The organism is Variovorax nivicola (assembly GCF_051216475.1).
GTDB lineage: Bacteria > Pseudomonadota > Gammaproteobacteria > Burkholderiales > Burkholderiaceae_C > Variovorax.
On the sequence record NZ_JBPJZK010000001.1, the window covers coordinates 1,491,476 to 1,504,747 of the forward strand.

13 protein-coding genes are annotated in these 13,272 nt (G+C 65.4%); 5 read left to right on the forward strand and 8 right to left on the reverse strand.

All coding sequences use genetic code 11. From position 1 onward, the window contains the following. Positions 1-113: 113 nt before the first annotated feature. On the forward strand, positions 114-611 hold the full coding sequence (locus ACSFBF_RS07235; RefSeq protein WP_435459555.1) for an Lrp/AsnC family transcriptional regulator: 498 nt from the start codon (positions 114-116) through the stop codon (positions 609-611). Here the strand turns inward: ACSFBF_RS07235 and ACSFBF_RS07240 are convergent. Genes ACSFBF_RS07240 through scpA form a run of 7 tightly spaced genes read right to left on the reverse strand, consistent with a single transcriptional unit; the run spans position 589 to position 9,467 of the window. Next, the gene (locus tag ACSFBF_RS07240) at positions 589-1,092 is read right to left on the reverse strand and encodes a VOC family protein (RefSeq protein WP_435465628.1); all 504 of its coding nucleotides are present in this window, start codon (positions 1,090-1,092) and stop codon (positions 589-591) included. The two genes, ACSFBF_RS07235 and ACSFBF_RS07240, sit on opposite strands and share 23 nt — an antisense overlap. Continuing rightward, complete coding sequence (gene bioB / locus ACSFBF_RS07245) at positions 1,089-2,126, reverse strand: biotin synthase BioB (RefSeq protein WP_435465629.1); 1,038 nt, start codon at positions 2,124-2,126, stop codon at positions 1,089-1,091. The genes ACSFBF_RS07240 and bioB overlap by 4 nt, the downstream gene beginning before the upstream one ends. Next, positions 2,126-4,174 carry an acetyl-CoA carboxylase biotin carboxylase subunit gene (gene accC / locus ACSFBF_RS07250; protein WP_435465630.1) on the reverse strand — a complete coding sequence of 683 codons (2,049 nt, stop codon included), beginning with the start codon at positions 4,172-4,174 and terminating at the stop codon, positions 2,126-2,128. Before accC ends, bioB begins: the two co-directional genes overlap by 1 nt. Positions 4,175-4,191: 17 nt before the next feature. Continuing rightward, positions 4,192-5,736 carry an acyl-CoA carboxylase subunit beta gene (locus ACSFBF_RS07255; RefSeq protein ID WP_093052368.1) on the reverse strand — a complete coding sequence of 515 codons (1,545 nt, stop codon included), beginning with the start codon at positions 5,734-5,736 and terminating at the stop codon, positions 4,192-4,194. Between the two features lie 37 nt (positions 5,737-5,773). Continuing rightward, a complete protein-coding gene (meaB, locus tag ACSFBF_RS07260; protein ID WP_435465631.1) occupies positions 5,774-6,823 on the reverse strand; it encodes a methylmalonyl Co-A mutase-associated GTPase MeaB in 1,050 nt (349 codons plus the stop codon). Further along, the gene (locus tag ACSFBF_RS07265) at positions 6,817-7,290 is read right to left on the reverse strand and encodes a GNAT family N-acetyltransferase (RefSeq protein ID WP_435465632.1); all 474 of its coding nucleotides are present in this window, start codon (positions 7,288-7,290) and stop codon (positions 6,817-6,819) included. Before ACSFBF_RS07265 ends, meaB begins: the two co-directional genes overlap by 7 nt. A 14-nt stretch (positions 7,291-7,304) precedes the next feature. Then, on the reverse strand, positions 7,305-9,467 hold the full coding sequence (gene scpA, locus ACSFBF_RS07270; RefSeq protein ID WP_435465633.1) for a methylmalonyl-CoA mutase: 2,163 nt from the start codon (positions 9,465-9,467) through the stop codon (positions 7,305-7,307). 128 nt (positions 9,468-9,595) lie between these two features. Between scpA and ACSFBF_RS07275 the strand changes: the two genes are divergently transcribed. Next, positions 9,596-10,237, forward strand: a complete 642-nt coding sequence (locus tag ACSFBF_RS07275; protein WP_093052379.1) for a GntR family transcriptional regulator — start codon at positions 9,596-9,598, stop codon at positions 10,235-10,237. On the opposite strand, the gene ACSFBF_RS07280 is transcribed toward ACSFBF_RS07275, so the two are convergent. Continuing rightward, entirely contained in the window at positions 10,234-10,848 is a 615-nt protein-coding gene (locus ACSFBF_RS07280) for a TetR/AcrR family transcriptional regulator (protein WP_435465634.1), read from the reverse strand. The genes ACSFBF_RS07275 and ACSFBF_RS07280 overlap by 4 nt on opposite strands. Positions 10,849-10,992: 144 nt before the next feature. On the opposite strand from ACSFBF_RS07280, the gene ACSFBF_RS07285 reads away from it, so the two are divergent. The 3 genes from ACSFBF_RS07285 (at position 10,993) to ACSFBF_RS07295 (ending at position 13,157) form a co-directional block, all read left to right on the forward strand. Further along, positions 10,993-11,655, forward strand: a complete 663-nt coding sequence (locus ACSFBF_RS07285; RefSeq protein WP_435465635.1) for a DUF3313 domain-containing protein — start codon at positions 10,993-10,995, stop codon at positions 11,653-11,655. 132 nt (positions 11,656-11,787) lie between these two features. Continuing rightward, a complete protein-coding gene (locus ACSFBF_RS07290) occupies positions 11,788-12,252 on the forward strand; it encodes a hypothetical protein (RefSeq protein WP_435465636.1) in 465 nt (154 codons plus the stop codon). Then, complete coding sequence (locus ACSFBF_RS07295) at positions 12,252-13,157, forward strand: DUF2145 domain-containing protein (RefSeq protein ID WP_435465938.1); 906 nt, start codon at positions 12,252-12,254, stop codon at positions 13,155-13,157. Before ACSFBF_RS07290 ends, ACSFBF_RS07295 begins: the two co-directional genes overlap by 1 nt. Positions 13,158-13,272: the final 115 nt, after the last annotated feature.

Consider the following 13,272-nt stretch of genomic DNA (forward strand, 5'->3'; position numbering starts at 1 on the left):
AGGGTGTCTCTTCCTTGGTATTGAATGCCGGTCATGGTATGAAAGCCATCCCTCGGCAGCCATGCAGATTTCATGGTTCTGCCCTCATTACACCGTCGATTTGAAGGAGTTGCATGGACTTTTCCTTGAACCCCTCGCTGGATGCCCATGACACACGCATCCTCGCCGAACTGCAGGCCGACGCACGCCTGACCATGGCCGAACTCGGCCGCCGCGTGCACCTGAGCCAGCCGGCCGTGACCGAGCGCGTGAAGAAGCTGGAGGCCGCGGGCGTCATCAGCGGCTACCGCGCCACCGTCAACCTCGGCAAGTTGGGCTACGGCATCCGCGCGATCATCCGCGTCGGTCGTGCCGACTACGACCTCGTCGTGAAGCTGGTGCAGGAGACGCCCGAATGCGTCAATGCCTACAACGTGACCGGCGAAGACAGCTGGATCCTCGAGATCGCGGTGATCGACGTGAGCCACCTCGACGCGGTGCTCACCAAGTTCTGCATCCTCACCGAGACGGCAACCTCGATCATCCTGAACCCGGCGCGCGAGCACCAGGCGATGCTGCCGCCTCAGCGCTCGGACGTGAAGCCGCCGATCAGGAAGGTTCTGAACGCGTAGCTGCGAGTGCGCTGAATGCTGCGACCACCTCGGGCGGCGCCTGCACCATCTCGATCAGCACGCCCTCACCCGCAATCGGAAACTCGTCGTTCGCCTTCGGATGCAGGAAGCAGATGTCGAAACCAGCCGCGCCCTTGCGGATGCCACCCGGCGCAAAGCGCACGCCCTGCGCGGTGAGCCATTCGACGGCCTTTGGCAGGTCGTCGATCCACAGCCCCACGTGGTTCAGCGGCGTCGTGTGAACGGCAGGCTTCTTCTCCGGATCGAGCGGCTGCATCAGGTCGACTTCGACCTTGAACGGCCCCACGCCCATCGCGCAGATGTCCTCGTCGACGTTCTCACGCTCGCTCTTGAACGTGCCCGTGACTTCGAGCCCCAGCATGTCGACCCACAGCTTCTGCAGCCGCAGCTTGTCGGGGCCGCCGATGGCGATCTGCTGGATGCCCAGCACCTTGAAGGGCCGCGCGGTGGTGGCGGTCATGCGGCACAGCCTTCCGAAGCCTGCTCCTGAACCTGCCGCGCATTGAGTCCGAGCTTGCGCAGCAGCACTGTGTCGGCTTCGACATCGGGATTGCCGGTGACGAGCAGTTTGTCGCCGTAGAAGATCGAATTCGCGCCTGCCATGAAGCACAGCGCCTGCACCGCGTCGCCCATCTGCTGACGGCCGGCCGACAGCCGCACGCGCGCGGTCGGCATCGTGATGCGCGCGACCGCGATCATGCGCACGAAGTCGAAGGGATCGACCGGGTCCGAATCAGCCAACGGCGTGCCGGGCACGCGCACCAGGCTGTTGATCGGCACCGATTCCGGGTACGGGTTCAGGTTGGCCAGTTGCGCGATCAGCCCCGCGCGATGCACCGGTGCCTCACCCATGCCGACGATGCCGCCGCAGCACACGCTGATGCCCGCGCTGCGCACATGGGCCAGCGTGTCGAGCCGGTCCTGGTAGGTGCGCGTGTCGACGACGTCGGTGTAGTACTCGGGCGCGGTGTCGAGGTTGTGGTTGTAGTAGTCGAGGCCAGCTGCCTTGAGCTGGTGCGCATGGTGCGGCTCCAGCATGCCGAGCGTGGCGCAGGTCTGCATGCCAAGTCCCTTCACCGCCTCGACCAGCACGGCGACCTTCTCCACGTCGCGGTCCTTCGGCGCGCGCCATGCGGCACCCATGCAGAAGCGCGTGGCGCCGGCGTCCTTGGCAGCCTGCGCTGCACGCAGCACCTCGTCGACCTCCATGAGCTTCTGCGCCTTCACGCCGGTGTCGAACTCGGCCGATTGCGGGCAGTAGCCGCAGTTCTCGGGGCAGCCACCGGTCTTCACCGACAGCAGCGTGGCCAGCTCGATGTCGCCGGCGGGGAAATGCTGGCGGTGCACGGTCTGCGCCTCGAACAGCAGGTCCATCAGCGGCTTGTCGAGCAGCGCCTGGATCGCCTCGACGGACCACGGGCCCTCGGTCTTGGGGGCAGCGGCCTTCGCGGGCCGGTGCAGCGTGATCGCCTGTTGCAAGTCGTTGGCACCCATCAGTTGAACTCCAGAATGATTTGATCGACGGCCAGCGATTCGCCCTTGCCCGCCGAAATCTTGCCGACCACGCCGTCTTGCGTGGCGAACAGCACGTTTTCCATCTTCATGGCCTCGATCACGGCCAGCTTCTCGCCGGCCCGCACCTGCTGGCCCGGCTGCACCGACACCTCGACCAGCAGACCCGGCATCGGCGACATGAGGAACTTGCTCAGGTCCGGCGGCGCCTTGTAGGGCATCAGCTCGAGCAGGCGCGCGCCCAGCGGCGACAGCACCATCGCCTCGATCTGCGTGCCGTCGTGCGACACGCGCAGCGCCAGCGGGCTCTTGCCAGCGCCGCGCTCCACCTGCGCCGTGAAGGGCTTGTCGTTGACCGTGCCCTGCACGCGGATCGCGCCCAGCGTCAGGGTGCTGTCGATCTTGTAGCTCTTGCCGCCCACGGCCACCGCGCTCGCGCCGGTCTTGCCGTGGAAGTCGGTGACCGACACCGGGTGGTGCACGTGCTTGCCCTGCGGCCCCAGTTCCACCACCACGAACTGCTCGCCCACCTTCACGCCGTGGCCCTCGAGCTGTCCGCTGATGCCCGATGCTCGCGCACGGTAGCGGCGATGCACGTATGCCGCGAGCGCGATCAGGAACGACGGATCGGCATGCGGCACGTCTTCCGCATGGAAGCCCTTGCCGTAGTGCTCGGCGATGAAGCCGGTGTTGAAGTCGCCCGCCACGAACTTCGGATGCGCCAGCAGCGCTGCCTGGAACGGAATGTTGCTGCTGATGCCGCGGATCACGAAGCCGTTGAGCGCCTCGCGCATGCGGGCAATCGCATGCTGGCGATCCTTGCCGTGCACGATGAGCTTGGCGATCATCGAGTCGTAGTACATCGGGATCTCGCCGCCGTCGTACACGCCCGTGTCCACGCGCACGCCTTGCAGGTGTTGCGTGTCGCTCGCGAACATGGTCTCCGTCGGCGGCTGGAACTTCACCAGCCGGCCGGTCGACGGCAGGAAGCTGCGGAACGGGTCTTCGGCATTGATGCGGCACTCGATGGCCCAGCCGTCGCGCTTCACCTGCTCCTGCGTCAGCGGCAGTTGCTCGCCGGCCGCCACGCGGATCATCAGCTCGACCAGGTCCAGCCCGGTGATGCATTCGGTGACCGGATGCTCCACCTGCAGGCGCGTGTTCATCTCGAGGAAGTAGAAGCTCTGGTCCTTGCCGACCACGAACTCCACCGTGCCCGCGCTTTGGTACTTCACGGCCTTGGCCAGCTGCACCGCCTGCTCGCCCATCGCTTTGCGCGTGGCGTCGGAGATGAAGGGCGACGGCGCCTCCTCGATCACCTTCTGGTGGCGGCGCTGGATCGAGCACTCGCGCTCGTTCAGGTAAATGACGTTGCCGTGCGAATCGCCCAGCACCTGGATCTCGATGTGACGCGGCTCCTCGACGAACTTCTCGATGAACACGCGGTCGTCGCCGAAGCTGTTGCGCGCCTCGTTGCGGCACGAAGTGAAGCCCTCGAAGGCTTCCTTGTCGTTGAAGGCCACGCGCAGGCCCTTGCCGCCGCCGCCGGCCGAGGCCTTGATCATCACGGGGTAGCCGATGTCTTTCGCGATCTCGACGGCGCGCTCGGCCGTCTCGATGGCGTCGTTCCAGCCCGGAATGGTGTTGACCTGGGCTTCGTTCGCGAGCTTCTTCGAGGCGATCTTGTCGCCCATGGCCGCAATCGAATAGTGCTTCGGCCCGATGAAGGCGATGCCCTCTTCCTCGACCTTGCGCGCAAAGGCTTCGTTCTCCGACAGGAAGCCGTAGCCCGGGTGCACCGCCTCGGCGCCCGTCTGCTTGCAGGCCGCGATGATGCGGTCGGCCTGCAGATAACTCTCACGGCTGGGCGCGGCGCCGATGTGCACGGCCTCGTCGGCCAGCTCGACGTGGCGGGCTTCCTTGTCGGCGTCGGAGTAGACGGCGACGGTGAGGATGCCCATCTTCTTCGCTGTCTGGATCACGCGGCAGGCGATTTCACCGCGATTGGCGATCAGGATCTTCTTGAACATGTTGTCGTCCTGCGTCTTCAGAGGGGGATGTTCCCGTGCTTGCGCCACGGGTTCTCGAGCTTCTTCTCGCGCAGCATCACGAGCGAGCGGCAGATGCGCTTGCGCGTCTCGTGCGGCAGGATCACGTCGTCGATGTAGCCACGCGCGCTCGCCACATATGGGTTGGCGAAGCGGGCCTTGTATTCGGCCTCGCGGGCTGCGAGCTTCTCGGGGTCGTTCTTGTCCTCGCGGAAGATGATTTCCACCGCGCCCTTGGCACCCATCACCGCGATCTCGGCACGCGGCCAAGCGAGGTTGACGTCGCCGCGCAGATGCTTGGAGGCCATCACGTCGTAGGCGCCGCCGTAGGCCTTGCGCGTGATGACGGTGATCTTCGGCACCGTGCATTCCGCATACGCGTAGAGCAACTTGGCGCCGTGCTTGATGATGCCGCCGTACTCCTGCCCCGTGCCGGGCATGAAGCCGGGCACGTCGACGAAGGTGACGACCGGAATGTTGAAGGCGTCGCAGAAGCGCACGAAACGCGCGGCCTTGATGCTGCTCTTGATATCCAGGCAGCCTGCCAGCACCAGTGGCTGGTTGGCCACGATGCCGATGGTTTGGCCTTCCATGCGGGCGAAGCCGATCACGATGTTCTTCGCGTAGTCGGGCTGCAACTCGAAGAAGTCGCCGTCGTCCACCACCTTCAGGATCAGCTCCTTGATGTCGTAGGGCTTGTTCGGGTTGTCCGGAACCAGCGTGTCGAGCGAGTAGTCGGGCCGGTCCGCCGGGTCGCCCAGCCCGTTGTTGCCCAGGCGCACCGGCGGCTTCTCGCGGTTGTTGAGCGGCAGGTAGTTGTACAGGCGGCGCAGCATCAGCAGCGCCTCGACGTCGTTCTCGAACGCCATGTCGGCCACGCCGCTGCGCGTGGTGTGGGTGATCGCGCCGCCGAGCTCTTCGGCCGTGACGCTTTCATGCGTCACGGTCTTCACCACCTCGGGGCCGGTGACGAACATGTAGCTGCTGTCCTTCACCATGAAGATGAAGTCGGTCATGGCCGGCGAATACACGGCGCCGCCCGCGCAGGGACCCATGATCATGCTGATCTGCGGCACCACGCCCGAGGCCATCACGTTGCGCTGGAACACGTCGGCGTAGCCGCCGAGCGAGGCCACGCCTTCCTGGATGCGCGCGCCGCCGGAGTCGTTCAGGCCGATGACCGGTGCGCCGACCTTCATGGCCTGGTCCATCACCTTGCAGATTTTTTCGGCATGCGCCTCGCTGAGCGCGCCACCGAAGACGGTGAAGTCCTGGCTGAACACGAACACCAGGCGGCCGTTGATCATGCCGTAGCCTGTGACCACGCCATCGCCGGGAATCTTCTGCTCGGCCATGCCGAAATCGACCGAGCGGTGCTCGACGAACATGTCCCACTCTTCGAAGGTGTTGTCGTCGAGCAGCAGCTCGATGCGCTCACGCGCCGTGAGCTTGCCCTTGGCGTGCTGCGCATCGATGCGCTTTTGCCCGCCGCCGAGACGCGCCTGGGCGCGGCGCTTTTCGAGTTGTTCGATCAGTTCTTGCATGGTGTGCTTCCGAAGCTGTGGTCCTGAATTTCGTGTCTCATGGTCTGGCCGTGATGGCGGCTGCGGCGAGCAGGTTGCGCGCCGCGGTCGATGCCGGCAGCGTGCCCTGCGCCACCTGCTGCGTGAGCTGGGGCAGCAGCTCGCGCACCTGCGGGTGATGCCTGAAGGCGTGCTTGAGGCCAGCGTCGATGCGCTCCCACATCCACGCGGTGGACTGCTTTTCTCGGCGCTTGGCCAGCTTGCCGTTGGTGGTCTGCAGTTGCCTAAATTGGGTGACGGCGTCCCAGAAGGTGTCAACGCCGGTGTTGGCGAGCGCGCTGAGCTGCAGCACCTTGGGGAGCCAGAAGCGCACTTCGGCGCCGCTGTGTGCATCGTGAACCGCATGCGCATGGTCCGGGTTGCCCTGGTGGCCAAAGAGCCGCAGCGCCGAGGTGATCTGCGCCTGCGCGCGCGTGGCGGCGTCCTTGTCGATGTCGGCCTTGTTGATGACGACGAGGTCAGCCAGCTCCATCACACCCTTCTTGATGGCCTGCAGGTCGTCGCCGGCATTGGGCAACTGCATCAGCACGAACATGTCGGTCATGCCTGCCACCGCCGTTTCGCTCTGGCCCACGCCGACCGTCTCGACGATCACGATGTCGTAGCCGGCCGCCTCGCACACCAGCATCGCCTCGCGCGTCTTCTCGGCCACGCCGCCCAGCGTGCCGCTCGACGGGCTCGGGCGGATGTAGGCGCGCTCGTGCACCGAGAGGCGTTCCATGCGCGTCTTGTCGCCGAGGATGGAGCCGCCCGACACGGTCGACGACGGGTCGATGGTGAGCACCGCGATGCGATGCCCCTTGCCGATCAGCAGCAGGCCCAGCGTTTCGATGAAGGTCGACTTGCCGACACCGGGCACACCCGAGATGCCGAGGCGAAACGAATTGCCCGTGCGCGGCAGCAGCGCCGTGAGCAGTTCGTCGGCCTGCGTGCGGTGGTCGTCGCGCGTCGACTCGAGCAGCGTGATCGCCTTCGCGATGGCGCGCCGCTGTGCCATTCCGTCAGTCTCGACGACAGCGCGTTCTAGCGCCTGCGCCGTGTTCAGCACACGTCCTCCGAAGCCACGCGCCAGCGGTAGTGCAGGTCAACACCCTCCCCGCCTTCGAGCACGAAGCCGTGCCGCAGGTAGAAACGGTTGGCGTCGCTCTTCACGAGCGCGGTGAGCTTGATGTCCAGTTGCTGTGCGCGCGCCTGCGACTTGGCCCATTCGAGCACCCATTCGCCGATGCCCAGGCCCTGGAAGCCGGTGCGCAGGTAGAGGTGGTCGAGGCGCAGCGCGTCGCTGTCCTCGGGCTTGAGCGTGACGAAGCCGACGCGCTGATCGCCATCGAGCACGATGTGGTGCATGTACGGCACGACAAAGCCCGCGCTCAGGCGCTCGCGCGAACGCGCTGCGTCGAAGCGGCCCACTCGCTCCAGGCTCGGGCGCATCGCGTCGATGCGCAGGGCCAGCATGGCCTCGAAATCGCTGGAATCCACCGGCTGCAGCGACAGCCGCGACAAGAGATCGCTCACGTCGATGCTTTTCTTCAGGCCGTGACCGCCGCGCGAATCTGCTCCAGCACGTCCTTGGCGCTGGCCGGAATGGGCGTGCCCGGTCCGTAGATGCCCTTGACGCCGGCCTCGTAGAGAAAGTCGTAGTCCTGCCGCGGAATCACACCGCCGACGAACACGATGATGTCGTCCGCGCCCTGCTTCTTGAGTTCATTGATGATGGCCGGCACAAGAGTCTTGTGGCCGGCTGCGAGCGTGCTCACGCCCACTGCGTGCACGTCGTTCTCGATGGCCTGGCGTGCGCATTCTTCGGGCGTCTGGAACAGCGGCCCCATGTCCACGTCGAAACCCAGGTCGGCAAATGCCGTGGCCACCACCTTGGCGCCGCGGTCGTGGCCGTCCTGCCCGAGCTTGGAGATCATCACGCGCGGGCGGCGGCCCTGCTCTTCGGCGAAGGCGTTGATTTCGGTCTTCAGGGCTTCCCAGCCTTCGGCGGAGTCATAGGCAGCTGCGTACACACCGGTCACCTTTTGCGTGTCGGCCCGATGGCGGCCGAATGATTTTTCGAGCGCATCCGAAATCTCGCCCACCGTGGCGCGCAGGCGCACTGCGTCGATGCTCAGCGCCAGCAGGTTGCCGGTGTTGTTCTCGGCGGCCTCGGTCAGCGCGTCGAGCGCGGCCTGCACCTTGGCGGTGTCGCGCGAGGCGCGGATCTTCTGCAGCCGCGCCACCTGCTGGTCGCGCACCTTCACGTTGTCGATCGAGAGGCTGTCGATCGCGTCTTCGTTCTTCAGCTTGTACTTGTTGACGCCGACGATCACGTCCTTGCCGGAGTCGATGCGCGCCTGCTTCTCGGCGGCGGCGGCTTCGATCTTGAGCTTGGCCCAGCCGCTGTCCACGGCCTTGGTCATGCCGCCCATGGCCTCGACTTCCTCGATGATGGTCCAGGCCGCATCGGCCATGTCCTGCGTGAGCTTCTCCATCATGTAGCTGCCGGCCCAGGGGTCGATCACGTTGGTGATGTGCGTCTCTTCCTGGATGATGAGCTGCGTGTTGCGCGCGATGCGGGCGCTGAACTCGGTGGGCAGTGCGATGGCTTCGTCGAGCGCGTTGGTGTGCAGGCTCTGCGTGCCGCCGAACACTGCGGCCATCGCTTCGATGGTGGTGCGCACCACGTTGTTGTACGGGTCCTGTTCGGTAAGGCTCCAGCCCGAGGTCTGGCAGTGCGTGCGCAGCATCAGGCTCTTGGGGTTCTTGGGGTTGAACTCCTTCATGATGCGGCACCACAGCAGGCGCGCCGCGCGCATCTTGGCCACTTCAAGATAGAAGTTCATGCCGATGGCCCAGAAGAAGCTCAGGCGCCCGGCGAAGCCGTCGACGTCGAGGCCCTTGGCCAGCGCGGTCTTCACGTATTCCTTGCCGTCGGCCAGCGTGAAGGCGAGTTCGAGCGCCTGGTTGGCGCCGGCTTCCTGCATGTGATAGCCGCTGATCGAGATCGAGTTGAACTTGGGCATGTTCTGCGCCGTGTACTCGATGATGTCGCCGATGATCCGCATGCTCGGCCCAGGCGGGAAGATGTACGTGTTGCGGACCATGAACTCCTTGAGGATGTCGTTCTGGATGGTTCCGCTGAGCTGGTCCTGCGCCACGCCCTGCTCTTCGGCCGCAACCACGTAGCCCGCGAGCACCGGCAGCACGGCGCCGTTCATCGTCATGGACACAGAGACCTTGTCGAGCGGGATCTGGTCGAACAGGATCTTCATGTCCTCGACCGAGTCGATCGCCACGCCGGCCTTGCCGACGTCGCCGGTCACGCGCGGATGGTCGCTGTCATAGCCACGGTGTGTGGCCAGGTCGAAGGCCACGCTCACGCCCTGCCCGCCGGCGGCCAGCGCCTTGCGGTAGAAGGCGTTCGATTCTTCGGCGGTCGAGAAGCCGGCGTATTGGCGGATGGTCCAGGGGCGCACCGCGTACATGGTGGCCTGCGGGCCGCGCAGGTAGGGCTCGAAGCCGGGCAGCGTGTCGGTGTACTTCAGGCCCTGCAGGTCGGCGGCGGTGTACAGCGGCTTCACGGCGATGCCGTCGGGCGTGATCCAGTTCAGCGCGTTCACGTCGCCGCCGGGTGCGGACTTGGCAGCAGCCTTGGCCCAGGCATCGAGGTCGGCGGGCTTGAAAGAGGGTTCGGGTGTGCTGCTCATGAAGGGGCCGTTCGCAGTGTCTTGCAGGGTATTCGCAAATTCGCCTGCACGGATTTGCAAGCCGGCCGCGAGTCTAACCGATCCATAATTATTAATTCAAACGCCGTTTTTGAAGTACAGTCCGGCCCATGTCCGCCGTCACCCTCACCCCCCGCGCCCTCTATGAAGAGGTGGCCGAGTTGCTGCGCCAGCGGATCTTTCGCCGCGAGTTGGAGCCCGGCAGCTGGATCGACGAACTCAAGCTGGCCGAGGAATACGGCATCAGCCGCACGCCGCTGCGCGAGGCGCTGAAGGTGCTGGCGGCCGAAGGCCTGGTGACGATGAAGGTGCGGCGCGGCGCCTACGTGACCGAGGTGTCGGAGCAGGACCTGACCGACGTGTACCACCTGCTCTCACTGCTGGAGAGCGACGCCGCCGGTGTGGTGGCCGAGCGCGCCACCGACGCGCAGCGCGCCGAGCTGAAGGCGCTGCACGCCGAGCTGGAAGCAGCGGCCTCACCCGAGAACCGGGAGCATTTCTTCGCCCTGAACGAGCGCTTTCACATGCGGCTGCTGGCCATCGCCAACAACAAGTGGCGCGACCAGATGGTGGCCGACCTGCGCAAGGTAATGAAGCTCAACCGGCACAACTCGCTGCTGAAGGCCGGCCGGATCGCGGAGTCGCTGGCGGAGCACCGCTCGGTGATGGCCGCCATCGAGGCGCGGGACGCGGAGGCCGCCATGGCTCGCATGCGCGAGCACTTTCAGAACGGGCTCGAAGCCGCGAACTAGCGCGGCGCCGCGCCGTATAGGAACATCTCGACGGCGCGCTGGACCAGCGCGTGAATCTGCTCTACCGACACGGGCTCGGGGTTGGCCTGGTAGAGCCGTGCCTGGGTCTCAGCCGTGATCAACGTGGTGAACTGCAGCGCGGTCACATGCGGGTCCAGGCGCCGTAGTTCGCCACGCTTCATTGCCGCATCCATGAACCCCGCAAGGGTTCGGATGTATTCGGCAGGCCCCGACTCCTGGAACTGCTGCCCCACGTCGGAGCGCCCGGCTTCGGCAAGAACCATCCGGTAAACCGCCAGCGCGTCCGCGTCGTTGGTCAACACGAACAGCATTCGCTCGCCGAAGCGCATCAACTGTGCTTCGAGGGTGGCGGTCTCGTTCGCCTCCTGCAACTCGGCCGCGGCCTCGGCCAGATGCGAGACGGCCACGGTTTGCACGACCGCCCTGAAGAGCTCCTCCTTCGAGGCGAAGTACCCGTACAGGGTGGCCTTCGACCCACCCAGGCGCTTCGCGAGCTCGTTCATCGACGTGCGCTCGTAACCCAGCTCCTTGAACAGCGCCACCGCCGCTTCAAGGATGACGTTGCGCCGCGCTTCTGTCCTGACCTTCATCGCATTTCCCTCAAAAGAATACCCAACTGTACAGTTTTCTTGACATCGCCAAAATCCACCCCAATAATGAACCGTACCGTACAGTTTTAAATCTGGACACGGTCGTTGCCTTGTTCATTCACTTTTTCCCAATTAAGGAACGCGATGCGTGCTCTTTCCGATGCCCCCAAGGCCATCACTCTGGCGGTCTGCCTGATCCTGACGGCGTGTGCCAGCACACAGCCGGTGCCGTATGCCGGCATCGCCTCCGCGACCCAGTTGCAACCCAGCCAGCATGACGACTCCGGTCGCATTCCCTTCGAATACAAGACCAACATCGACTGGCGGCGGTATTCGGATTTCGTCCTCGATCCGGTCGCCATCTATCGCGGCAACGACGGCCAGTTCGAAGACGTGTCGGAGGACGACAAAGTCTTCCTGGCGCGCTACATGCAAAACCAGTTCACGGACAAGCTGAATGCGCGCTTCCGGAACGCTCCTGGCAGAAACGCCAACGCCGTACGGATCAAGCTGACGCTCACCGGCGCCAAGACGAACACGGCCGTTCTCAGCACCTTCTCGCGCTTCGACCTGCTGGGCGGCCCGTACAACGCCGTGCAAGCCATCCGCGGCAAGGAAGGCGCAATGACGGGCTCGGTGAGCTTTGCCGTCGAAATCTACGACGCCTCGACCAACGAACTGCTCGGCGCCTACGTCACCAAGCAGTACCCGAACGCATGGAATCTCAAGGCCGGCATCGGGGCCCGGAGCGCCTCCATCGCAGGCATTGAAAACGGCGCCGACCAGCTGGTCGCGTACCTGCAATGACGACGGCGCTCTGGAGACGGCTGCGCAGGACCTGCATCAAGTTGCAATGCGCCTTCGCACGTGCCCGCCGGTCCAGGCTGGGCATCTTCCACGCGAAATGACTTCCTCCCTCACACCCAGCCGGAGCATTCCATGACCTTCCTTCATTTCTTCCGCGCCGCGGGCATCGCAGCCCTGCTCGCCACGGCCTTCATCAATGCCCACGCTGAAAGCTTCGCCTCGTCCGTGGCTTCCAGCGCCAGTTCCGCGTCCAGCGGCAGCGTGTCCGATTCACTACGCGGTTCGAGCAGGAGTTCGTTCGACGGCGGCAAGGTGGCCGAAGGCGACTACCGCATCACCGAAGTCGCGCAGGCCACAGGCCGCGAGGGCTTCACGCGCGTCGCGATGCAGAGCGACAGCGACGCCCAGCAGCGCATCGTGCTCGAACTGCCGCAGGCCACTTTCGCGAAGGAGCGACTGGGCCTCGGCGATCTCGTTCATGCACAGCAGCGCACCTACGGCACCGCCTTCGCACGTGGCGACACGCGCGAGGCGTTCTACCTCGTGCTCGCCGACGACTGGTACGGGGGGCTCGCCGCGCGGCCCGTGAGCCTTTGATCGTCGCTCGCCGTCTGTTGCTGCTGGGGCTCTCGGCCTTCCTCGCCTTGGCGGGTGGCGTTGCGCACGCGGCGTCTTCGCAGTTCTGCGATCGCGCGCAACCGCTCACAGCGAGCCAGCAGGACCGCTTGCTGCGCTTCACCGCCGTCGTGCAGGAAGCGCTTTCGAACACAGGCAGCGATGCCGTGTTGATCAGCCGCTCCGGCCTCGATCTCTCGCGCTTCCGCATCCGCTACTCCCACGCCGCCATCGCCTGGAAAGCCGCGGACGGCACCTGGTCCGCGCGGCAGCTGTACTACGCCTGCGACGAAGGACACCCGCGCCTCTACGACCAGGGCCTGGCCGGCTTCGTCATGGGCATCGACGACTCCGCGCTGGGCTACGTCTCCATCGTGGCCCTGCCCTCCGAAGCGGCGCAGGCGCTGCGCAGCGCGGCGCTCGACACGCCGCGCGCCCTGCATCTGCTGGCCGCGCGCTACAGCGCCAATGCCTATCCGTTCAGCCTGCGCTACCAGAACTGCAACCAGTGGGTCATGGAACTGCTCGCCGTGGCGTGGGGCGAGCTGCCCGACGGAGACGACCTGCGCGAGCGCGCCCAGCAATGGTTGCGCGAGGCGCCCTACAAGCCCGAGCCGGTCGATGTCGGCTCGCATGCGCTCATCTTCGCGTCGAACTTCGTGCCGCTGCTGCACCTGGACGACCACCCGCAGGACGACGTCTATGCGCTGAAGCTGCGCGTCAGCCTGCCCTCGACCGTGGAAGCTTTCGTACGCGAACAACGCCCCGGGAGCGAGCGCATCGAGCTGTGCCACGACAGCAGGCAGGTCGTGGTGCGCCGCGGCTGGGAGCCCGTCTTCGACGGCTGCCGGCCCGCCGCGGGCGATCGCGTCGTCCTTCTCGACTGACGCCCGACAGGGCAAGAAACGACAAGAAATGAAATACCTCTCCAGCTTTGCAGTCGCCCACACCGCTGTGCTCGCGATGGTGGTCGGCGTCTTTCTGATGGACGGTTGCGCGCAC

Excerpts from the sequence above, each read along its gene's own strand:
- ACSFBF_RS07275 (WP_093052379.1), top strand. The coding sequence starts at position 9,596 with ATGTCCGCCGTCACCCTCACCCCCCGCGCCCTCTATGAAGAGGTGGCC.
- ACSFBF_RS07240 (WP_435465628.1), bottom strand. The coding sequence starts at position 1,092 with ATGACCGCCACCACCGCGCGGCCCTTCAAGGTGCTGGGCATCCAGCAG.
- ACSFBF_RS07290 (WP_435465636.1), top strand. The coding sequence starts at position 11,788 with ATGACCTTCCTTCATTTCTTCCGCGCCGCGGGCATCGCAGCCCTGCTC.
- ACSFBF_RS07285 (WP_435465635.1), top strand. The coding sequence starts at position 10,993 with ATGCGTGCTCTTTCCGATGCCCCCAAGGCCATCACTCTGGCGGTCTGC.
- ACSFBF_RS07235 (WP_435459555.1), top strand. The coding sequence starts at position 114 with ATGGACTTTTCCTTGAACCCCTCGCTGGATGCCCATGACACACGCATC.
- scpA (WP_435465633.1), bottom strand. The coding sequence starts at position 9,467 with ATGAGCAGCACACCCGAACCCTCTTTCAAGCCCGCCGACCTCGATGCC.
- bioB (WP_435465629.1), bottom strand. The coding sequence starts at position 2,126 with ATGGGTGCCAACGACTTGCAACAGGCGATCACGCTGCACCGGCCCGCG.
- ACSFBF_RS07280 (WP_435465634.1), bottom strand. The coding sequence starts at position 10,848 with ATGAAGGTCAGGACAGAAGCGCGGCGCAACGTCATCCTTGAAGCGGCG.
- accC (WP_435465630.1), bottom strand. The coding sequence starts at position 4,174 with ATGTTCAAGAAGATCCTGATCGCCAATCGCGGTGAAATCGCCTGCCGC.
- ACSFBF_RS07255 (WP_093052368.1), bottom strand. The coding sequence starts at position 5,736 with ATGCAAGAACTGATCGAACAACTCGAAAAGCGCCGCGCCCAGGCGCGT.